Source organism: Sorangium sp. So ce406 (genome assembly GCF_051474675.1).
Taxonomy (GTDB): domain Bacteria; phylum Myxococcota_A; class Polyangia; order Polyangiales; family Polyangiaceae; genus Sorangium; species Sorangium cellulosum_G.
In genome coordinates this window covers 12,594,972-12,616,902 of the sequence record NZ_CP150340.1, presented here as the reverse complement: position 1 = coordinate 12,616,902, position 21,931 = coordinate 12,594,972, and the positions used below count along the sequence as shown (strand labels likewise).

The window sequence follows — 21,931 nt, the reverse complement described above, 5'->3', positions numbered from 1 at the left end:
ACTCCGCATGCAGCTCCGCGCCGAAGAGATCTCTCAGATCATCAAGAAGCAAATCCAGAACATCGACAAGGCCGCTCAGGTCACCGAGACGGGCACCGTGCTCACCGTGGGCGACGGCATCGCCCGCGTGCACGGCCTGAGCCGCGCCATGGCCGGCGAGCTCGTTGAGTTCACCGGCTCGGAGGGGTCGAGCCTGATGGGGCTCGTGCTGAACCTCGAGCAGGACAACGTCGGCGCCGCCATCTTCGGCGATACGAGCGTCATCAAGGAGGGTGACGCCGTGAAGCGCACCGGGCGCATCATGGAGGTGCCCGTCGGCGAGGCGACCCTCGGGCGCGTCGTCAACGCGCTCGGCATGCCGATCGACGGCAAGGGGCCGATCGAGTCGAAGGAGCGGCGCCGCGTCGAGGTGAAGGCGCCCGGCATCATCCAGCGCCAGCCGGTCACCGAGCCGATGCAGACCGGCATCAAGGCGATCGACGCGATGATCCCGGTCGGCCGCGGCCAGCGCGAGCTCATCATCGGCGACCGGCAGGTCGGCAAGACCGCCGTCGCCGTCGACGCGATCCTCAACCAGAAGGGCAAGGGCGTCATCTGCGTCTACGTCGCCATCGGCCAGAAGCTGTCGACGGTGCGCCAGGTCGTCGACCGGCTCGATGCGCACGGCGCGCTGGAGTACACGATCATCGTCGCCGCGACGGCGAGCGAGACCGCGCCGCTCCAGTTCATCGCGCCGTACACCGGCGTGACCATCGGCGAGTACTTCCGCGACAGCGGGCGCCACGCGCTGTGCATCTACGACGACCTGTCGAAGCAGGCGGTCGCGTACCGCCAGCTCTCGCTGCTGCTCCGCCGCCCGCCGGGCCGCGAGGCGTACCCGGGCGACGTCTTCTACCTCCACTCCCGGCTCCTCGAGCGCGCCGCGAAGATGGCCGACATCTTCTACGTCGTGGCGAAGGGGACGAAGATCGAGGGCGGCGACCCCGCGTACCGCGGCGTCGACGGCAAGGCGCACGTCGGGGCGCACGGGATGCACTCCGCGAAGGACTCGCTCTGGAAGACGGTCGATGCGGCCCTCTTCGAGAAGCTCGAGCAGGCGCGCAAGGAAGAGAAGAAGGACGAGATCAAGAAGCTCGAGCAGCAGCTCTCGGACAAGGGGAAGGCGAGCGACTACGAGATCGTCCGCGACCCGAAGTCGGGCGGCTCGCTCACGGCGCTGCCGGTCATCGAGACGCAGGCCGGCGACGTGTCGGCGTACATCCCGACGAACGTCATCAGCATCACGGACGGGCAGATCTTCCTCGAGGCCGACCTCTTCTACTCCGGCGTCCGCCCGGCCATCAACGTCGGCATCTCGGTCAGCCGGGTCGGCGGCAACGCGCAGATCAAGGCGATGAAGTCGATCGCCGGCACGCTCCGCCTCGACCTCGCGCAGTACCGCGCGATGGCGGCGTTCTCGCAGTTCGCCTCGGACCTCGACGCGAAGACCCGCGCGCAGCTCGAGCGCGGCGCGCGCCTCACCGAGATCCTGAAGCAGGGCCAGTACGTGCCGCTCGCCGTCGAGAAGCAGATCCTCATCATCTACGCCGGCACGCAGGGCCTGCTCGATGATCTGCCGGTGAGCTCGCTCGCGCGCTTCGAGGACGAGCTCTACAAGTTCATCGAGGGCAAGCACGCGCAGATCTTCGCGGACATCCGGGAGAAGAAGGCCCTCGACGACGACCTCAAGTCCCGCATGACCAAGGCGATCGAGGCGTACAAGAAGCGGTTCGTGGTGGAGCAGGGCGGCGCCTCGACCGCCAGCGCGGCGGCGGCCGACGAGGACGCGGACGGCGCGGACGACGAGGAGCCGGCGCCCAAGGCGAAGTCGAAGAACGGCAAGAGCGCCTCGAAGGCCAAGGAAAAGTAGGCAGCCGTGCCCAGCCTCAAGTCCATTCGCAAGCGGATCTCGAGCGTCAAGTCGACGCAGAAGATCACCCGCGCCATGAAGATGGTCGCGGGCGCCAAGCTCAACAAGGCGCAGCAGCGCATCACCGAGCTCCGGCCCTACGCCGTCAAGGTGCAGGAGGTGCTCTGGGAGATCACGCGCGACGCGGCCGCGGCACCTTCGGCCGACGCGCCCGCGGCGGAGAGGATCGGGGCGGAGGGCGAGGCGGCCGTGCTGACCGGGGGCGAGACGCCGGCGCACCCGCTGCTCGTGACCCGCCCGGAGCGGCGCGTGCTGCTCCTGGTGCTCACGAGCGACCGCGGCCTCTGCGGCGCCTTCAACACGAACATCAACAAGCGCGCCGAGCGCGAGTGGAAGAGCCGGACCGAGGCCGGTCAGGAGGTCCACCTCGCGATCATCGGCCGCAAGGGGCGCGACTACTTCAACCGCCGCAACGCCCCGATCCGCGAGTACCTGCCCGGGGTCTGGGACAAGCTCGGCCTCGAGACGGCCCAGGCGGTCGGCGCGAAGATCCTCGCCCCGTTCAACAAGGACGAGATCGACGCGATCTACCTCGTTTACAACGAGTTCAAGAGCGCGATCACCCAGACCGTCGTCGTCGAGCGGCTCCTGCCCGCCGGCGCGCCGGCGCGGAGCGAGGCAGACGAGGGCGACCGCGCCGGACAGGCCGCGGAGTTCCTGTTCGAGCCGGACCGCGGAGCGCTCCTGGAGCGGCTCGTCCCGATGTACGTGGACATCTCGGTGCTCCGCGCGCTCCACGAGTCGATGGCGAGCGAGCTCGGCGCGAAGCTCACGGCGATGGATGCCGCGAACAAGAACGCCAAGGAGATGATCGACAGCCTGACGCTCGAGTACAACAAGGCGCGGCAGGCGGCGATCACCAAGGAGCTGATGGAGATCATCGGCGGCAGCGAGGCGCTCAAGGAGTAGCGCCGCGCGCCGGCAGCCCTGCCGGATCTCCGACCGCTGCCTCGAACCGGCCGCCCGTGGCGATCGGTTCGAGCGCGGGCTTTGCATCTTCCACCCCATCGACCGCTCGCCGGCTGCCCAGCGCTGGCCGCGCTTCGTGCGGCCAGCACTGGCGAAGCCGGACGGGCGACCCCATGGTCCCGTTCCCGTGCTCCAGCCCATCAACGCCGACCATCCGGAACCACGCAAGATCGCGCGAGCCGTCGACCTCATGCAGAAGGGCGAGGTCATCGGCTACCCGACCGATACCGTCTACGGGCTCGGCTGCGATCTGATGAACAAGCAGGCGATCGAGCGGATCTACCAGATCAAGGGGATGCGCCAGAACAAGAACCTCGCGTTCATCTGCCCGGATCTGAGCGACATCGCGCGCTACGCGATCGTCGAGAACCAGGCGTACCGCATCCTCAAGCGCTTTTTGCCGGGGCCGTACACGTTCATCCTCCCGGCCACGCGCGAGGTGCCGAAGTACGTGCACCTCAAGCAGAAGACGGTCGGCATCCGGGTGCCGAACCACCCGGTGGCGATCGCGCTGGTCCGCGCGCTCGGGCGGCCGCTCATCAGCACGACCGCCGCGCCGCCCGGGGAGGATCCGATCATCGATCCCGCGGAGATCGACGACCGGTTCCCGGGGCTCGCGCTCGTCCTCGACGCGGGAACCGGCGGCGGCGTGCCGACGACCGTGATCGACCTGAGCCAGGGCGACATCCAGGTCGTCCGCCAGGGCGCGGGGCCGACGGACGAGCTCGTCTGAGGTGACGTCGCGCTCCGCGGCGCCTGCGAGCGGTGGACGCAGCGGAGCGCCGGCGGCTCACGCCTCCTCGGCGAGCGCGGGATCGGCTTCCCGCCCGCCGGGCACCTCGATCACGCTGTAGGCGATCGCCTCCCGGTCGAGCCGCTCACGGAACGTGGCGAACGCGAGCTGGCTGCGATCGCCGCCCACGAAGCGGCGGCCGAGCCGCGCGGCGGCGACGAGCGTGGTGCCGCTGCCGCACATGAGATCCGCGACGGTGGCGCCGGGCGCGGAGGAGGCGCGGACGATCCGATCGAGCAGCTTCTCCGGCTTCTGCGTCGGATAGCCGGTGCCCTCGCGGCGCAGCGGGGTGTTGGCGACCATCCCCGGGATGTCGGTCCACACGCTCCCGAGCCGGCGGCCCTCGTCGGCGTAGTACCGGTACGCCTTGCCGCCGAGGATCCGCTCGCGGTAGAGGCGGCCGTCCTCGTCGCGGTGCTTGAAGTGCATGGCGAGGCTGGTCTCGGCGTAGGGCTCACGGAGCGCCGGGTCCGAGGCGTTGTAGACGACCCGGCCGCGCTCGCTCGCCGCGCGCGCGTAGAGGAGGATCGTCTGGTGCGTGACCGAGAAGCCGCGCGCGCCTCGGCCGCCATTGCCAGGCGCCCAGATGATCTCGCCGAGGAACGCGCCGCGGCCGAAGAGGCGATCGCACGCGACCTTCGCGTCGTGGACCGCGCGGTGATCGAGGTGCAGGTAGAGCGTCGCGCCCTCGGCCATGCGATCGCGGATCGCCGCGAGGCGCGGCGCGAGCGTCGCGACGAGCGCGTCGGCGCTCGCGCGATCGTCGTATGCGTCGGGGCCGCTCTCCGGCCTGCGCCGGCCGCGCGCCTCGCCGCGCGCCGACCGCGCGGTCATCGTCGTCCCGACGCCGAACGGCGGGTCGAGGTAGACGAGATCGAACCGCACCTCGGAGGGGAGCGCCGCGCAGACGTCGGCCGCGTCGCCCAGCGCGACGAGGTGGCTCACAGCGCGCTGTCGGGCGCCGCGACGCGGGAGCCCGCAGCGGCGCCGCCGGGCAGGAGGTCGTCGAGGATCGCGGCGGCGAGGTCGCTGTCCGCCGGCGCGACGAGCTGCGGCACCGCCGGGAGCCACGGCCAGTAGGGGCCGCCGCCGAGGCAGCCGGAGAGGAACGCGTCCGGCGTGCACGCGACGCGGAGGTGGAGGTGATCGGCGTGCGCCGTGCTGTCGCCCGGCTGGAGCAGCACGCTCTCGGCGTACCAGATGAGCTCGGGGTCCTCGTCGCGCGCGCGGGCATACTCGATGACCAGCGCCTCGAGCCAGCGGGCGAAGAAGAGCCACTGGACGTGCGCGTCGGGCGAGCGGACGAGCGATTTCACGAGCAGCCACGTCCGCTCGACGTCGAGGCGGACGTACTCCTGCGCGCCGGGGAGCGACGCCCCGCGCCCGGCGTCGCCGCTGCCGTCGATGCGCGCGAGCCCGTCCGGCCCGAACTCGATGAAGCCCGGCGAGCGCACCGGGCGGCCGTCCGGGGTCAGCGCGTAGAGCAGGAGATCCGCGTCGCGCCCGGTGCGGTGCGACCGGTGCCCCCGCGTCGCCCCGCCGAAGCGCGCGGAGAGATCGCCGACGAGGAGCGGCTCGCCGCCCGGGCGCGCGCGCGCGACCTCCGCGGCGGCGCGCTGGACGGCCGCGACGAGCCCCGCCGTCCCCCATCGGACGCCGTTGCTGCGGAGCAGGCGGTAGCCCTCACCCTGCCTCGGGAGCTCGACCGCGTCGGTGATGACGCCGTGGTGCGGGACGCCGATCGAGCCGCGGAGCGCAGGGGCGAGCGGCGTGGGAGAAGAGCCGACGCAGGCCGCGCAGCACAGCGCGACGAGCCCCAGCAGGATCGTGGTGAGGAGGGTGCGGCTCGGCATGACAGGATCGGACGCGCCGCCGCTCCCCCGCCGCGCCGGCCCGCTGGATGCCCGCGGCGACGGCCCGGCGTCGCTCCTGCCGCCGATAACCTCGCTGGCGCCGGAGGGAAAGTTCTCGTGGATGCCGTCGAGCCCGCGGCGGCCCGGCGCGCCCGCGTCGGCAGCGGGAGCGATGCGGTCGAGCTCGCCGTGCCCTGGCGCTCCCGCGCCGGCGGCGGGAGATCGGCTGGACCAGCGCGCGCAGGCGCCACCCCCTGCCCTCACGGCGCGATCAGCGCTAACACCCCCCGCCCATGGAGCCCAACCACCGCGCCCCCCAGGGGAACTCGAGCGCGGATCGACGCTCACCGACGGCGGATCAACGCCCCCCGACGGCGGATCGACGCCCGCCGACCGAGGACGAGCCCGAGGGCGTCGCCTGGAAAGGGGCCCTCGCCGTCGCGCTCGTCGTGGGAGGCCTCGTGGTGTGGCGCGCCTGCTTCACCGCGCCCGAGGACGCCGAGAGCAGCGCCCCCGCGCCGTCCAGCGCGACGTCCGCGGCGCCCGCGCCGGGCGATCCGAGCGATCCGGCGGCGCCGGGACAGGCGCCGCCGCGCTGCGCGCCCGCGGGCCCCGCGCCGTTCGTGATCGGCGACGCGCCGCCGGCGCCGGTCGCGAAGGACGCCGGGCCCGAGCAGGGCGCGGGGGGCGGCGCGGCGGACAGCGTCGAGGACCTCGCGCCGTTCGCGGTCGAGGTCGGCCGCGGGACGGCGTTCGCCGGCGGGTTCGCCGTGGGCGCGCAGCGGGAAGCGGAGGGCGGGACCATCGCGATGGTGGCCACGCTCTCGGCCGACGGCGCCCAGGGGAAGCTCGTGCGGCTCGCGCGATCGCGGGGCGACATGGATCCGCCGGTCGTCGCGGGCGCGGGCGGCGCGATCCTCGCCGCGATGCTCGAGCCGAACGCCGGCGGGCGCGCGATCAAGATCGCGAGGATCGAGGGAGAGCACGTCACCTGGGGCGCCGAGCTCGCCGAGGGGCGCGACGAGTCGCTCGCGCTCGACATCGCCGCGTCGGGCGAGCGCGCGGTCATCGTCTGGGACGACGTGACCCGCGACGGCAAGCGATCGCGGATCATGCTCGCCTCCGCCGACGTGGGCTCGCTGCGCTCCGTCACCTCGGCCCGCCCCGTCTCCCAGCCGAGCACCGACGCCGAGCTGCCGCGCGTGATCGCCCGGCCCGGCGGCTACTGGCTCGCGTACATCGCGCGCGCCGAGGAGCCGGCGCGGCGGGCCGCGGCGGAGAAGGGCGACGACGCCGACGAGGACACCGCCGCGGCCGGCGAGACGATCGCCCACCAGTGGATTGAGGTGGTCCCCCTCGACGAGACGGGCGCGCTCACCGCCACGCCGCGCGCGGTCACGCCGAAGGACGGGCACGTGCTCGCGTACGACCTGACGCTCGGCGAGGACGACGGCGTCATCCTCGCCTTCCGGGACGACGATACCCCGAGCGGCTCGATCGGAGGGCGCATCAGCGCCGTGCTGGTGCGGCTCGGCGGCGTCGGTGAGCCGCGCGTGCTCGTCGGCGATCGTGAGCAGGACGCCCCGCCCGAGGCGGCCCTGGGCGTGGGCGCCGGGGTGCCGGCGCTCCTCCGGGGCGCGCCGGGGCCGGGCGCGAACGGCCGCGCGAGCGGCCGCGCGGGAGCCGTGTGGCTCGCGATCGCGAACGCCTCGGGCCCGACGCAGCTCGCGGCGCTCACCGCGCGGGGCGAGCTCCAGGGAGGGCTGCACGCGGAGCCGGCGCTCGGGCGTGGCGAGCCGATCGCGGCCTCCGCGGAGGCGCTGCTGGTGGCGCACCCGGCCGGCAAGGCGATGAAGCTCGACGTGCTGCGCTGCGCGCCGGCCACGCCCGGCAAGTAGGCCGGCCCCCGGGTCGAGGAGGTGCGCCGAGCACCGCATGCGGCGCAGCGCGGCGGGATGCATCGCGTGGCGCGAAAAAAGCCGTGAGCCTGCTCGCGCGCGGCTCGAGATGCGCGCGGCGTCGGTCGAGCAGGCACATGGACGTGGATTGAACGCGCGCGGGTGTGTAGCATCCGCGCCGGTGCACGGGGACGATCCGCAAGAAGGAGCGTCGCGCCGGCCTGGCTTGCCTAGCTTGTCCGGATCGCCGGACGAAGCTGGCTGGGAAGCCAACGCCGACAACGCTCAAATCGCGCGCGTGAGCGCGCAACCTCAGGCCGGCGCGAAGACGCTGCTCGTCGGCAGCGCAGGCACGTCGAGGCTCGGCGCGCCGAGCGCGAACGCGCCACCTGGCGACGAGGCGCCGCCGGCCGCGAACGCGCCGCCAGACGGCGAAGCGCCGCCGGCCGCAAACGCGCCGGCGGTGACGACCCCGCTGCCCACGCCGCACGCGCCGCTGGCCGCGACCCCGCCGCCGGCTGCCACCGCGCCGGCGGCGACGACCCCGCTGCCCACGCCGCACGCGCCGCTGGTCGCGACCCCGCCGCCGCCGCCGACCTCGCTGCCGCCGCCCAACACGCCGCTCGGCGCGGGCGCGCTGCCGCCGTTGACCCCGCTGCCGCCGCCGAGCGTGCCGCCGCCGGGACCGAACCGGACGCCGGCGCCGAGCGTGCCGCCCCCCGGCGGGGGACCGAGCAGGCCGCCGCCGCTCATCCGCCGCAAGGACGGCAGCGTCGCGAGCGGGCCGCTACCGCCGCCGCTGGCCCCGCCGTCGAGGCCTCCGCCGCCGCTGCCGCCGGGCGCGAAGGCGCCCGCGTCGACGCCGGGCCAGATCGGCGCGCCCGGCTCTGGCCAGGCCGCCGCGACCGCGCCCCGGGAAGAGCAGCCGCCGGTCCGCTCGCCGCGAGGCGCTCCCGCGCGCCCGCCGACCCCGAACCGCGCCGTGCCGCCTGCTCCGGGCTCCGGCGCGGGCGCAGGGAAGCCGGCGCCGAGCTCCCAGCCGGGCGTGCCCACGCTGGCCTCGCCGGCGGTCGCCGCCTTCAACGCGACCGCGACGCCGATGCCCATCTCGGTCGACCCGACGGCGACGCCGATGCCCATCTCGGCCGAGCCGATCTCGTCGCCCACGCCCATCTCGGTCGAGTCGATCGAGCCGCTCGTGACGCCCGCGCCCGCCTCGGCCCCCCAGCCGTCGCCGCTGACGCCGCGCTCGGCCACGAGCGAGCCGAGAGTCCCCGCGCAGAGCCTGAAGGCCCCCGCGCAGAGCCCGCAGGCGCCGCAGGCCCCCGCGCAGAGCGCGCAGGCCCCGCAAGCCGTCGCGCCGAGCGCGCAGGCCCCGCAAGCCGTCGCGTCGAGCGCGCAGGCCCCCGCGCAGCGCCAGCAAGCTCCCGCGCTGAGCCCGCCGATCGCGGCGCCCGACCTCGCCACGGAGCTCCAGCAGCGCGCCGAGCGGCTCAAGGCCAGCGACCCGGTCGGCGCGGCGCGCGCGCTCGTCGAGCTCGGCATCCACGAGGAGCGGGTGCTCAGGGACCCGGCCGCCGCCCGCCGCTCCTACGAGCGCGCGCGGCAGCTCTCCCGCACGCTCGAGCCGGCGCTCTCGCGCGTCCATCGCCTGATCGACGCGCGCACCGAGCTCGCCCTCGCGCTCGAGGTCGTCGAGGACAAGCTCCGCGTCGCCGAGAGCGACGCCCTCCGGGCCGACCTGCTCGCCGAGCGGGCGCGCCTGCTCCAGGCGCTCGGGCGCACGCCGGAGAGCTGCGACGCCTTCACCGAGGCGCTGCGGCTCGTCCCGCTCCACGCCGCGTCGCTGCGCGGGCTCGAGATCGCCCTGCGCCGCGAGAGCGCGCGCAGCACCGAGCAGGCCGGGCGGGACCTCGCGGCGCACCTCGATCGGCTCGCCGACGCGTACGCCCCGGGGCGCGGGCGCCCGGACGGCGACGGCCAGCTCACCGCCTGGATCCACGTCGAGCGCGCCGCCGTGCTCGATCGCAAGCTCCACAAGCCCGAGCTCGCCCTCGCGTCGCTCGAGGGCGCGATCGCGTTCGACCCGGGGCCGGGCCCCGTGCGGGAGGCGCTCCGCCGCCACCTCGTGCACCACGACGGCATCGTCGGCCTCGTCGGCGCGCTCTCGCTGGAGGCCGAGCACGAGCGCGACGACGAGCGCGCGTCGCGGCTGCTCTACACGGCGGCGCGGCTGCTCATCGACAAGATCCGCTCCCCCGGGGACGCGGTGCCCCTGCTGACGCGCGCGTCGACGCGCGCCCCGGCCGGGTCGCCGACCGCGCGGCGCATCGTCGGCGAGCTGGTCCGCCTCCTGGAGGCGAGCGGCGCGCTCGAGCAGGCCGCCAGCGTGCGCCAGAAGGAGCTCGCCCTCCTCACCGACCGGGAGGCGATCGTCTACGAGCACGTCCGCCTCGCGGAGATCCACGACACGCTCGGGAACTCGGAGCAGGCCTCCTTCCACGCGACGCGCGCGCTGGAGCTCGAGCCCGAGGACAGCTCGACGCGGGAGCGGCTCGACCGCGCCCTCCAGCGCCTCGGCCACCACGAGGAGCGCGTGGAGGTGTGGACCGCCGTCGCCAACGCGAACCGGCCCACGCAGGTGCGCGTCGCGGCGCTGCTGCGCGCCGCGGACATCTCGGAGCACCACCTCAAGCAGCGGGACGAGGCGCTCGCCATCCTGCGCGCCGCGTGGGCGATCGACCCGGGCAACACCACCGTGTTCGACGCGCTCTCGGCCCTGCTCGCGCCGGCGCCGCAGTCCGTCGACGAGGAGGATCCGCGCGGCGTGCGCGAGCGGATCGACCTCTACACGCAGGCGGCCAGCGCGACGGAGGACCCGACGCGCAAGGTCGGGCTGCTCGAGAAGCTCGTCTCCATCTGGGAGGACGAGCTCGCCCAGCCCGCCCGCGCCATCGAGGAGATCGAGAAGATCCTCGAGATCGACCCGGAGCGGCGCGCCGCGATCCTCGCGCTCCAGCGCAACGCCGCGCGCGCGAGCGACGCGCAGCGGCTCGCGCGCGCGCTCTGCGCCGAGGCCGAGCTCACGAGCAACCCGGCCCAGCAGCGCAGGCTGCTGCTGCGCGCCGCCGACATCACCGAGATCAGGCTCGGCGATCGCGACCGGGCCTCGGCGCTGGTCGATCGCGCCCTCGCGATCGATCCGGCCGATCCGGACGCGCTGCGCGCGCGCTTCCGCCTCGACGAGCGGTCCGGCCGCTACGAGGAGGCGCGCCGCGCGCTGCTCAAGCTCATCCAGCGCGATCCCGCGTCCGACGCGGCGTTCAGCCTCTGGATCGAGGTCGCGGCGCTCGACGAGCGGCGGCTCAAGCGGCCGCACAGCGCCGTCGAGTCGTACCGCGAGGCGGCCCGGCGGAGGCCCTCCCACCCCCAGCCGCGGATCGAGATCGCGCGGCTCCTCCGCGAGACCGGCAACTACGAGAAGCTCGTCGAGGTGCTGAGCTCGCTCGCCGACGAGACGCAGCGGCCCGAGGACCACGCGCGGCTGCTCTTCCAGGCGGCCGAGGTCCAGGAGCTCGCGCTCGGGCGCGATCAGGACGCGCTGCGCCTCCTCGCCCGCGCCGACGCCGCGCTCGCCTCGAGCCAGCCGGACCCGGCGATCCTCGACGCGATGGAGCGCATCTACGTCCGCGCCGGCGGCGCCGGCTTCGGCGTGGGCCTCGGCGCGCCCGCCGCGCAGCGGCCGGCGACCGGCACGCGCCCCGCGTCCAGCCTGCCGGGGATGTCCCACTCGATGATCGCGAGCGAGCTCGCCGGGCTCTACGCGCGCTGGCTCGAGCGCAAGCCGCCGGCGCTCGTCGATCACGCGCTCCGGATCTCGCTCGCGCTCGTCCTCGCGGAGAGCAGCCCGCGCCACGCCGTCGAGATCCTGGAGGGGCTCGTCGCCGTGGTGCCGAACCACGTCCCCGCGCTCCGCATGCTCGAGCAGCTCTACCGGCTGCTCGAGGCCCCGACGTCGCTCGCGACGGTCCTGCGCGCCGAGGCCGACGTGTTCACCTCGGCCGTCGCGCGCGGCGGCGCCCTCTGGGAGATCGCGTCGCTCGAGGAGCAGCTCGGGCCGAGCGCCGCGCTCGAGGCGCTCGCGCGCATCGTCAAGGAGTCGCCGCGCGACGCGGCCGCGCACCTGGCGATCCTGCGCCTCGCCGGCAAGGTGGCCCCCTCCGATCCGGCCGCGCCGCGGGGGCAGGCCCTCTTCACGAGCGCCGTCCGCGACAGCCGCGAGCTGACGAGCGACCCGATCGCGCGCGCGCTCTACAGCATCGAGGAGGCGCTGCTCGCCGAGGCGCAGGCCGACGCCGACCCCGCCGCCGCCCGCGCGGCGCTCGCCGGCTTCCGCGACGCCCTCGCGCTGTGGCCGGAGAGCCTGCTCGCGGCGCGCGGGCTCGATCGGCTCGCCCAGCGCGTCGGCGACAAGGCGAGCATGGTCACGGCCCAGCTCGCGCTCGCCAAGCTCGTCCTCGGGGAGCCCGCGCGCGCGACGCACCTCGTCCGCGCGGCGGAGCTCACGGCCGAGGACACCTCGCCCGAGGGCAACGCGCGCGCGCTCGAGCTGTACGAGAGCGCGCTCCGCGCCGATCCGAGCAGCGTCGCCGCGGCGCGCGCGCTCGCCCAGAAGCTCGCGGGCGACCCGCACCGGCTCGCCGACCGCCTCGGCGAGGCGCTCAACCGGGCGGCGAGCCCCGACGCGATCACGCTGCTCGGCACGGAGATCGCCCGGTCGGTGCTGCAGCACCAGGGGCGCCCCGGCGCCATCGACCCCGGCGTGGGCATCGCGGCGATCCGGCGCGTCATCGAGGCGACGCCGAACGACGCGGCGGCGCTGCTCCTCCTCGCCCGGCTGCTCACCGCGCAGCGCGTCTGGCTCGAGGCCCGCGACGCCCTGAAGCGCGCGGTGGCCGCGGCGACGGACGCCGAGACCAAGATCGCGGCGCAGTTCCTGATCGCCGACCTGTACGAGGGGCCGCTCGCGAACCCGGCGCTCGCGCAGGACGCGCTCCAGGCGGTCCTGTCGATCGACGCGCAGAACCGGCCCGCGCTGGAGCGGCTGCACAAGCTCGGCGTCGCGCGCGGCGATCACGCGCTCGCGCTGCGCGCGCTCGGGCGCCTCGTCGAGCTGTCGCCCGACCCGAACACCCGCGTCGAGGCCGGCCTGCGCCTCGCCGACGCCTACCGCGACGCCGGCGACAGCGCGGGCATGGTGCGCACGCTCTGCGACGTGATCGTCAGCTCGCCGAGCGGCGACACGCGCGGCTGGACGGCGCTCGCCCGCCTCTACCGAGTCGACACGAGCGAGGGGGCGGCGGCCTACGCCAAGGCGCTCACGCAGCTCCTCGAGATCGCCGGCACGCGCCGCGTCGCGCTCGACCCGCGCTGGCTGACGACGCTCGGCCTGCTCGAGTCGACGCTGCTCATCCGGCCGCGCGACGGGCTCGCGCGCCTCCAGCAGGCCGTCGCGCTCCCGAACGCCCCGCCGGAGTCGCGCACCGCACTCGGCCGCGGCCTCGAGGCCGCGGGGCGCAACTCGGAGGCGGTCCAGGTGCTGCGGGACGTGCTCACCTCCGACGCGGAGGTCCTCACGCGGCTCCCGGATCTCGGCCCCGCGCTCGCCGCGCTCGAGGCGGCGCTCGCCAAGGACGGGCGCGCCGAGGAGCGGGTCACCGTCGAGGAGGTCCGCGCCTGCCTCGGCGAGGTGTCGCCCGACCGCATGGCCCGGCTCAGGGGCCGGCGCGTGCCCTCCGAGGCGCCCTACGTCGGGGCGTTCGCCGGCCCCGAGATCGGCCGGCTGCTCGTCCCCGAGGCCCGGAGCTCCTGGATCGACGTGGCGCTCGCGATCGCGCCGATCGCCGCCAAGGCGATCCGCTTCGAGCTGAGCAACCTGGGGGTCAGCTCGCGCGAGCGGCTCGGCCCGCGCGACAACCACCCGACGCGGCAGCTCGCCGAGCGCGTCGGCCGCTCGCTCGGCATCGAGGCGTTCGAGCTCTACCTCGTCCCCTCGTGGCAGGGCGCCGCGCGCGTCTTCCCGGGCGATCCGCCCGCGATCGTCGCGCCGACCTCGTTCACCGAGCTGCCGGAGCTCGAGCAGACGTTCGCGCTGGCCCGCCTCTTCGCGCGCGTCGCGGTCGGCTTCACCTTCCTCGACGAGATCCCGGCCGAGGCCACCGACGGCCTGCTGCTCGCGGCGATCCGCACGCTCGATCCCGGCTTCGGGTCGGGCGCGATCTCGCCCGCGCGCGAGCACGCCGCCCAGCAGATGCTCCCCGGCATCCAGCGGGCGATCGGGCGTCGCCAGCGCAAGCTGCTCGAGGAGATCGCGCCGAACGTCGCCGTGGCGTACGACGCGCGCGCGTTCGTCATCGGCCTGCGCCGGAGCGAGTACCGCATCGGCTACCTGCTGTCCGGCGACGCGCTCGCCGCGATCGACTACCTGCGCCGGTACGATCGCGACATCGCCCGCTCGACCGAGGAGCCGCGCCTGCTCCTGCAGCACCCGGTGTCCAACGAGCTCCTGCGCTACGCGCTCTCGGCCGATGCCTTCGCCGAGCGCCGCCGCGCCGGCTCGATCTGGCCAGCGGTATAGCTGGGAGTGCGATTCACGATGTTTGCGCGTCGCGCCAACGACAGCGACGTACGGATGTCCCCGACGCCGCTGCGACGCTCACATATTTGTTTGACCTGAGCGGTGTAGTAGCGCGCGAGACGCGCGCGGCGCCGGCTCGGCGGACGGCGCGTGGTATCCTGTCTCCGCGTGACCAACACTCTGGTCCCGGGCGCCCTGGTGGCGAGTCGCTACCGGGTCGATCGCCAGCTGGCCGAAGGCGGCATGGGGGTCATCTGGGCCGCCACCCACCTCGCGAGCGGCGAGCGTGTGGCGCTGAAGCTGCTTCGTCCCGGCGCGACGGAGGACGCCTCCACCCGCCGGCGCCTCCTGCGGGAGGCGCGCGTGGCCACCGCGGTCGATCACCCGAACGTGCCGGGCATCCACGACGTCCTGGAGCTCGACAACGGGACCCCGTTCCTCGTCATGGATCTGCTCGAGGGGGAGTCGCTCCGCGACAAGCTCCTGCGGGAGGCGCAGCTACCGCTCCCCGAGCTGGCGCGCATCCTCCTGCCCGTCATCTCGGCGGTGGGCACCGCGCACGCCCTGGGCATCGTCCACCGCGACCTCAAGCCCGACAACATCTTCCTGCTCACGCTCGAGGCGGCGGCGCCGCTGCACGACGAGGCGGCCCGGGTGCGCGTGCTCGACTTCGGCATCGCCAAGCTCACCGCGTCGCACGGCGAGACCGCGTGGACCTCGGGGCGCACCGGGACCGGCGAGATGCTCGGGACCCCTTACTACATGTCGCCCGAGCAGATCCTCGGCGAGCACGACGTGGATCACCGCGCCGACATCTGGTCGCTCGGCGTCATCCTCTACGAGTGTCTCACCTCGGTCCGGCCCAACGAGGCCGCGAGCATGGGCAAGGTGCTGAAGCGCATCCTGACGGGCGCGATGCGGCCGATCGGGGAGGTCGCGCCCGCGCTGCCCGCCGACGTCGCCGCGATGGTCGATCGCATGCTCAGCCCGGATCGCGCGCAGCGCCCCGCAGATCTCCGCGAGGTCGGCGCGCTGCTCGAGCGCTACGCGGACGTCGCGCTCCGCCCGTTCGGCCCGCCCGCGGCGCCGCGGGAGCCGGAGAGCGACGCGCTCTCCTTCGAGGCCCGCGCCGGCGACGCGCTCTCGGCCGGCGCCGCCGACCTGGACGGCGAGGCGTCGGTCGCGACGCTGCGCGCGGGCAGCCTCCTGCCCTCGCCCCCGTCGAGCGCCCCGCTGCCCTCGCGCCGCACCCCGGCGGCCCCGCTGGAGGCGCCCGGCGCCGCGCCCACCGCCGCAGCGGCGGACGCCTACGGCGCCGCCGCGGAGGGCGGCGAGGGAGCCGTCGCCCCGGGGGCGCGCGGCGCGAAGAGCGCAGGCGTCAAGCTCGCCGCCGCGCTGATCGTCGCCGCCGGAGCTGCCCTGTCGCTGCTCCGCTGCTCGACCTCCTCGGCGCAGGAGCCGCCGCACATCCTCCTCGTCGCCCCGGGCGCCGACGCGCCGGGCGCCGCCGACGCCCCGCTCGATATCGAGGTGCAGAAGTCAACTCCGGACAAGCCGGAGATGCCTTGAGGGAACTGCCTTAGATACAGGCGTGAGGCCCTTCCTGACGCCTGTCGTGACGCGACGAGACGGTGTTCGGGCAGCGTCGGATTCCTGTTGCGCCGCGCTCTTGAACAGGGCGAGTCTCTCTCACCTTAGGAGAGAGGCATGCCTACAGAAGTCATCGTCCGCATCCGTTCCCCTCGCGGGATCGTCGACCTGCCCGGCACGGTGGATACCGTCGGGCAGGCCGCGTCCGCTGCGTTCGAAGGGCGCAAGTCCACACCGGGAATTCGCCTGCTCGCGGTGGCGGTGAACGACAACGACTATGCCATCTCGCTCCAGGCGCCGGTGCCCGCGGAGCACCTCGCGGCGCTCCGGGAGCGCGAGGGCAAGGCGGTGCTCATCGTGTTTCCGGGGCGCACGCCGGTGCGCCGGCGGCTCAAGGCCGTCGTCGCCTCCACTGTCGAGGTCGAGCCGGATCAGGGCGTCGCGTCGCAGGCGGCGCCGATCGACCTGACCGCCGGGCGCCAGGGCGCCGCGCCGCTCTGGCTGTTGCCCGTCGGGGTGTTCAGCGCGAGCCCGGCCCTCGCCGCCGACGGGATCGCGGCCCGCGACGCCCTCGTCACCGCGGCCCGGTGGATCTCCTCGCGCCGGACGAGCACCTTCACGCAGCTCTTTCCGCCGAGCGCGTTCCACCCGGAGGAGCCGCTGCGCAAGGAGCGGCTCTCGGCGGGCCGGGGCATGGCGCTGCTGGAGCAGGCGCGCGCGGCGCTCGAGGCCGCGGCCGTCGGCGGCGACGAGGCGCGGCGCGATCCGACGGCGGCCGCGACGCTCCGCTCAGCGGCGCTGACCATCCTGTCGCACCTCATCGCGACGTCGCTCGACGACCGCAGCTTCGCGCCGGTCGCCGACCGCGCCGCCCAGGAGATCTTCGCGCTCATCGACAAGGAGGCGGGCGACGAGACGGCCCGGCCCGCGCTGCGCGCCCACGCGATCCAGCTCCTCCAGCTCCGCGCGCCCGGGCTCACGGCGGACCAGCAGGAGCGCGCGCGGGGGCTCGTGCGCGGCCTGCTCCGCGAGGCGCCGCCGTACGACGAGCTCACGGGGCCGTGGAATCTCGCCGTGTGCAGCGCCTCGGAGTTCCACGAGGGCGAGTGCCGCATCCTCGTGTCGGCCTACGAGTTCAAGGAGATAACGCCCCCGCCGGACACGCCCCCATCGCCGAGCGGCTGGAGCCCTTACCGCGTCTTCGAGGCGCCCTTCAAGACGCCCTCCGGCGAGCCCATCCGCATCTTTGCCCGCACGGCCACCCCGCGGGACGAGAACCTCGAGATGGGGGTGAAGTTCTTCATCGGGCTGCTCATCAACCGGCACGCCCAGCTCGGCTCGTTCGACCTCCGCGCGGCCGCGGTGAAGGTGCGGCAGGAGGGCTACAAGCTGATGATGAACTCGCAGTGCGCCGGGCTCACCACGCGCTTCGCGATCTCTCAGATGTTCCCCGACGCGGACATCTATTCATCCTGGGACTCGACCTATTTCCGGGTCGGCCAGGGCGGCGTGGTCACCGCCTCCGAGGGGATCGATTGCTTCGTCGCCGCATTGCGCGGGATGAGCGAGCGCGCGTCGCACGCCGAGCTCGACGCGCGCATCCGGAAGGCGCAGTGGCACCACCCGCAGGCGCAGGTCCCCGGGTTCTCGCAGTTCGTCGGGCCCTCGCACCCGCTCGTCGTCGCCCGCTACTCCGACGTGAACCGGGACGGACGCGCGGATTATTACGACGGCTTCCTCGACTTCCAGCTCACGGAGATCGCCGAGGACATCCAGGGCTCGATGACGCCGCGCGATCCGGGGGTGAGCGCCTCGCAGATCAGCGGCGACGCCGCGGCGGGGCTCAACTGGGCGGCGGGCAGCCTCAACCGCGTCGCGCAGTACTCGGAGATCTGGGCGGGGCTCGCGGGCCAGAGCGAGCTCTATTATGTCTTCCAGTCGGGGGGCTTCTTCAGCCACCGCGAGCCGCCGCACGACGTGCCCACCGGCAACGCCGTCCGGCAGGATCTCGGGCGGCTCCCGGCCGTCACCCGGTTTCATGAGAGCAAGGACGCGCCCGGCGGCCTGTCGGTCGACGTCATGTTCCACAGCCACCTGAGCCACGCGGCCCAGGAGCTGAAGCGCCTGCTCTGCGCGGCCGACGCCATGCGCCGCGCCTTCGATCTCGGCTATCTCGAGGGCGATGACGCGCTGTCGACGCCGAGGGGCCAGCGCTGCGCCATGCTCCTCACGATGGCCGGTCTCCTGGAGTTCCCCGCGGATCAGAACTTCATCGACGGCCTGTGGTCGATGGCGCTCACGGCGCTGCGGCTGCCGCAGATCTCCCGCAGCGCGGTGCGCGCCTGCATCACCGAAGAGGACCACGAGCTGTCGAACTACTACGGTTCGCGGCGCGGGCTGGGCCAGCTCCTGGCAGCGCTCCAGAAGAGCGATCCCGTGACGTTCGAGCAGCTCGGCACCGAGGATCCGCTGGTCGGCCGGCTCGCCGAGCTCGACCTCGGCGCCGCCTGACGCCGCCCCCATCGCGCGCGGGCTCCGCGGCGGCCTCTCTCGACATCACGGGAACAGGCCTGCTCCCGATCGCGGGAACTCGGGAGTCACACCGTCAGACCGGACCGGTTTCAACCAGGGACGGTCTGCGCAACGGGTGACCGGACGATTGCACCAGCATTGAAGGGAGCGCGGCTCGCGCCGCGAATCGCGAAGCGCTGCCGAGCGCGTCGGCCACAGCGCTGGCCGAGGGGCCGCCGCGCGTTGCTCGGCGCGGTCGCCCGAGCATTGGCCGAGCGGCCGCCGCGCGTTGCTCGGCGCGGTCGCCCGAGCATTGGCCGAGCGGCGCCGGGCGTCGCTGTGGGCGGTCGGTCCAATGCTTGAGGCCCCCTGTTCGTCGGCGTACACTCGGCAGGCATGAAGTTGTTGCAGGCCGTCGCTCGGATCGGGCTGAGGTCGGGGGACGATCCGCGGCTGCGCCAGCACAAGAGGATTCTCACGCTCACGGCCGCGCTCAAGGCGTGCGCGTGCCCCGCCTGGGTGATCGCCTATGCGGCGAGCGGGGATGTCCGCTCGGCGGCGATCCCGCTCGGATACACGGCGTGCACGGCCCTGAGCCTCGTCCACTTCGCCCGGACGAAGGAGTTCGCCGGATTCCGCTTCCGCCAGGCGCTGCTCATCTTCGCGCTGCCGTTCCTCATGCACGCGAGCCGGGGCGGGTTCGTCGCGTCGAGCGGCGTCGTCCTGTGGGCGCTGCTCGCGCCGCTGACCTTCTTGCTGTTCCACGGGTCGCGGGCGTCCATCCCGTGGTTCGCCGCCTACGCGCTCCTCGTGGTGATCGCGGGCGCCATCGACCCCCTGCTCTCGGCGCGGGCGCCGGAGACGCCCGAGGCCCTCATCGCCTGCTTCTTCGCGATGAACATCCTCACGGTGTCGGCCATCGCCTACGCCGCGGTGCAGTATTTCGCGCGCCAGCTCGCGGAGGAGCAGGAGAAGCTCGCGGAGCTCGTCGCCTCCTCGGCGCAAGCGCTCGACGACCTGGCGCGGTGGTCGTCCGCCGCGGCGGCGCAGATCACCGAGGCCATCGGGGCGCGCGAGATCGCGGTGTGGAAGGCCGAGGCGGAGACGATGGTCAGCCTCACCGCGACCGCCACCGAGGCGCCGTCGGCCGAGGCGCTGCGCAGCGCCGCGCTGGCGAAGCGGCCGCTCCCGAGGTCGTCGGACGTCGTGATCCCCGTCGTCGGCATGTCGGGCGACGTCCACGGCGCCCTGGTCATCGTCGGCAGCAGCGTCGCGTGGACCGACACGACGAGGCGGCTCGTCGACTCGTTCGCTCACCACCTCGGCAGCGCGCTCGAGCTGTCTCGCATGCGCAAGGAGCTCGCCGGCGCGGCCGAGCGCCGGAAGGCGACCCTCGAGGACATGGTGAGCCGCGGAATCGATGTCCTGCAGATCTGCCCGAGCTGCCATCGTTGTTACGATCAGAACGCACCGCTGTGCAGCGACGACGGAGCCGCGCTGAGCATGCCGCGGCCGTTCCCTTACCGCGTCGCGGGGCGATATCGGCTGACCCGGGTCGTCGCGGAGGGCGGCATGGGCCGCGTGTTCCGGGCCCAGGACGAGCGGCTCGGGCGCGACGTCGCGATCAAGACCATCAGGACAGAGCATTTCAACAACGACGATGTGCGCGCGCGGTTCGCGCGGGAGGCGCGCCTCGTCGCGCGCATTCAGCACCCGTCGGTCGTCGAGGTGTACGACTCGGGCGAGCTCGAGGACGGGTCGCTCTACATCGTCATGGAGTGGCTGGAGGGCTGCAACCTGGCTCATGCCATGAGGCACAACGGGCCCGGGACGCCTCCGCAGGTGGCGCTGCTCCTGCGCGAGGGCGCCTCGGCGCTCGCGGCCGCGCACGCGGCGGGGCTCGTGCACCGCGACGTGAAGCCGGAGAACATCTACCTGGTTCCGTCCACGTCTCCGGGCGGCTTCCGCGTCAAGATCCTCGATTTCGGCATCGCCAAGGAGGTCGCGGCGGACGTCAGCGCGACGTCGACGGGCATCTTCCTGGGGACTCCGCTGTACATGGCGCCCGAGCAGGCCAGCGGCAGGCCGGTGGACGCGCGCAGCGATATCTACTCCTTCGCGGCCGTCGCCTACCAGGCGCTCACCGGGCGGCGCGTCACGGCCGGAGACGACCTCTCCACCGTCCTGTCGAGCCTCTCGCGCGTGGCCCCGCCGCCCGTCTCATCGCTGCTCCCGGGGACGCCGCCGGCGATCGACGACGCCTTTGCCCGGGCGCTCGCCCTGTCGCCCGACGAGCGGCCGGTCGAGATCGAGGCGTGGGTGAGCTCCTTCGTCGACCACCTCGACGCGCTGCCCCGGCGGTGCCGTGGCTGGCGCGCCGCGGGCGTCACGCACGACCTGGACGACTTCAGCCGCGTCGAGACGGTCCGGATCAACGAGCCCGGGGCGAAGCTCCCGTCGGTGGCGCCGCGCGCGTCGTGACCGCGCCCGCATCGTGACCGCGCCTGCGTCGTCGCTGCACGAGCGCCCCGCGGCGTGGGGAGGAGGGGCCTTGCAAAGAGGGCGGTGGAGGGGGTATGCCCGGAACGGGACCTCCATGCTGTGCCCTCGTTGCCACCGGCGGTACGCGGATGACCACCGCTTCTGTCCGCACGACGGGGAGAAGCTGGTGAAGAGCCTCGACATCCGGCGGATCCGGTCCCAGCCGACCGAGCACGTGGGCGCCGTCATCGCCGAGCGGTACCGGGTGCGGGGCCTGATCGGCAGCGGCGCCATGGCGCAGGTGTTCCTGGCGGAGGACACGCAGGGGGGCGCGCCGGTCGCGCTGAAGCTGCTGGAGCCGAGGTTCCGCCGCGAGCCCAAGGTGAAGGCGCGGTTCCTCATCGAGGCCAAGGCCGCGGCCACGGTCGTGCACCCGAACCTCGTCGAGGTCCTCGACATCGGCCTTCACGACGGGTCGCCGTACCTCGTGATGGAGCTGCTCTTCGGAGAGTCGCTGAGCTCGCTGCTCCTGCGCGACAAGCGGCTGTCTCCGGAGGCCGGCGTGCCCATCCTCCTCCAGGCCGCGGCGGGGCTCGGCGCGGCGCACCGCGCGGGGATCGTCCACCGGGACATCAAGCCGGCCAACGTGTTCCTCGTGGGCGAGAAGGGCGACGCCTGGGCGGCCAAGGTCGTCGATTTCGGGTTCGCCAAGCTGTACGAGCACTCGGGGCTCACCCAGGCCGGGGTGACCGTCGGCACGCTCGAATACATGGCTCCGGAACAGACCATCAGCGACCCGCCCGACGCGCGCACGGACGTCTACGGCTTCGGCATGCTCATGTACCGCGCGTTCTCCGGCAAGCTCCCCTTCAGCGTCGCGCGGGCCTCTGGCCACGCGCTGACGCCCGCCATGGAAGAGGCGATGGTGCTGGGCCACCAGCTCATGACGCCGCCCCCGCCGCCCGGCCTGGGCGCGAGCCCGGCGTCGAGGGCGCTCGAGGCGGTGATCATGAAGTGCCTGCGCAAGCGGCCGGAGAACCGGTATCCGTCGATGGAGGCGCTCAGCGACGATCTCGGCCGGATCGGGCGGCCTGGCGCGCTGGCGGCGGACGCGCCGATCGCCTCGCCCGACGTGTATGTCGCGACGACGCCGTATGGAGAGCACGCGGCGCGGTTCCTGTACAAGCAGCTCGGCAAGGTGTACGGCGCGGCGCCGTAGCCGCGACATGC

General features: G+C 74.0%; 12 protein-coding genes. 9 read left to right on the top strand and 3 right to left on the bottom strand.

Annotated elements, in window-relative coordinates:
* Positions 1-7: 7 nt before the first annotated feature.
* The 3 genes from atpA to WME96_RS47415 all read left to right on the top strand — a co-directional run bounded on the left by atpA (position 8) and on the right by WME96_RS47415 (position 3,671).
* Positions 8-1,909 carry a F0F1 ATP synthase subunit alpha gene (atpA, locus tag WME96_RS47425; RefSeq protein WP_437288131.1) on the top strand — a complete coding sequence of 634 codons (1,902 nt, stop codon included), beginning with the start codon at positions 8-10 and terminating at the stop codon, positions 1,907-1,909.
* Positions 1,910-1,915: 6 nt separating this feature from the next.
* Complete coding sequence (gene atpG / locus WME96_RS47420; RefSeq protein ID WP_437288130.1) at positions 1,916-2,878, top strand: ATP synthase F1 subunit gamma; 963 nt, start codon at positions 1,916-1,918, stop codon at positions 2,876-2,878.
* A 187-nt stretch (positions 2,879-3,065) separates the two neighbouring features.
* A complete protein-coding gene (locus WME96_RS47415) occupies positions 3,066-3,671 on the top strand; it encodes an L-threonylcarbamoyladenylate synthase (RefSeq protein WP_437288129.1) in 606 nt (201 codons plus the stop codon).
* A gap of 57 nt (positions 3,672-3,728) precedes the next feature.
* Here WME96_RS47415 and WME96_RS47410 read toward each other — a convergent pair whose 3' ends face one another.
* Together WME96_RS47410 and WME96_RS47405 are read right to left on the bottom strand one after the other, a co-directional pair.
* Positions 3,729-4,676, bottom strand: coding sequence for a DNA-methyltransferase (locus WME96_RS47410; protein WP_437288128.1), 948 nt, complete (start codon positions 4,674-4,676; stop codon positions 3,729-3,731).
* A complete protein-coding gene (locus WME96_RS47405) occupies positions 4,673-5,848 on the bottom strand; it encodes a penicillin-insensitive murein endopeptidase (RefSeq protein WP_437288127.1) in 1,176 nt (391 codons plus the stop codon). Before WME96_RS47405 ends, WME96_RS47410 begins: the two co-directional genes overlap by 4 nt.
* 29 nt (positions 5,849-5,877) lie before the next feature.
* Between WME96_RS47405 and WME96_RS47400 the strand changes: the two genes are divergently transcribed.
* Positions 5,878-7,482 (top strand): hypothetical protein, encoded by a 1,605-nt coding sequence (locus WME96_RS47400; RefSeq protein WP_437288126.1) that lies wholly within the window; start codon positions 5,878-5,880, stop codon positions 7,480-7,482.
* 312 nt (positions 7,483-7,794) lie between these two features.
* Here WME96_RS47400 and WME96_RS47395 read toward each other — a convergent pair whose 3' ends face one another.
* On the bottom strand, positions 7,795-8,655 hold the full coding sequence (locus WME96_RS47395; protein ID WP_437288125.1) for a hypothetical protein: 861 nt from the start codon (positions 8,653-8,655) through the stop codon (positions 7,795-7,797).
* Here WME96_RS47395 and WME96_RS47390 point away from each other — a divergent pair.
* From WME96_RS47390 to WME96_RS47370, 5 genes are all read left to right on the top strand, one after another.
* The gene (locus WME96_RS47390) at positions 8,615-14,119 is read left to right on the top strand and encodes a cellulose synthase (protein ID WP_437288124.1); all 5,505 of its coding nucleotides are present in this window, start codon (positions 8,615-8,617) and stop codon (positions 14,117-14,119) included. The two genes, WME96_RS47395 and WME96_RS47390, sit on opposite strands and share 41 nt — an antisense overlap.
* 168 nt (positions 14,120-14,287) lie before the next feature.
* The gene (locus tag WME96_RS47385) at positions 14,288-15,688 is read left to right on the top strand and encodes a serine/threonine-protein kinase (protein ID WP_437288123.1); all 1,401 of its coding nucleotides are present in this window, start codon (positions 14,288-14,290) and stop codon (positions 15,686-15,688) included.
* Positions 15,689-15,826: 138 nt separating this feature from the next.
* Positions 15,827-18,220 carry a hypothetical protein gene (locus WME96_RS47380; protein ID WP_437288122.1) on the top strand — a complete coding sequence of 798 codons (2,394 nt, stop codon included), beginning with the start codon at positions 15,827-15,829 and terminating at the stop codon, positions 18,218-18,220.
* 396 nt (positions 18,221-18,616) lie between these two features.
* Positions 18,617-20,701 carry a protein kinase domain-containing protein gene (locus WME96_RS47375; RefSeq protein WP_437288121.1) on the top strand — a complete coding sequence of 695 codons (2,085 nt, stop codon included), beginning with the start codon at positions 18,617-18,619 and terminating at the stop codon, positions 20,699-20,701.
* A gap of 115 nt (positions 20,702-20,816) precedes the next feature.
* Positions 20,817-21,920, top strand: coding sequence for a serine/threonine-protein kinase (locus WME96_RS47370; RefSeq protein WP_437288120.1), 1,104 nt, complete (start codon positions 20,817-20,819; stop codon positions 21,918-21,920).
* Positions 21,921-21,931: the final 11 nt, after the last annotated feature.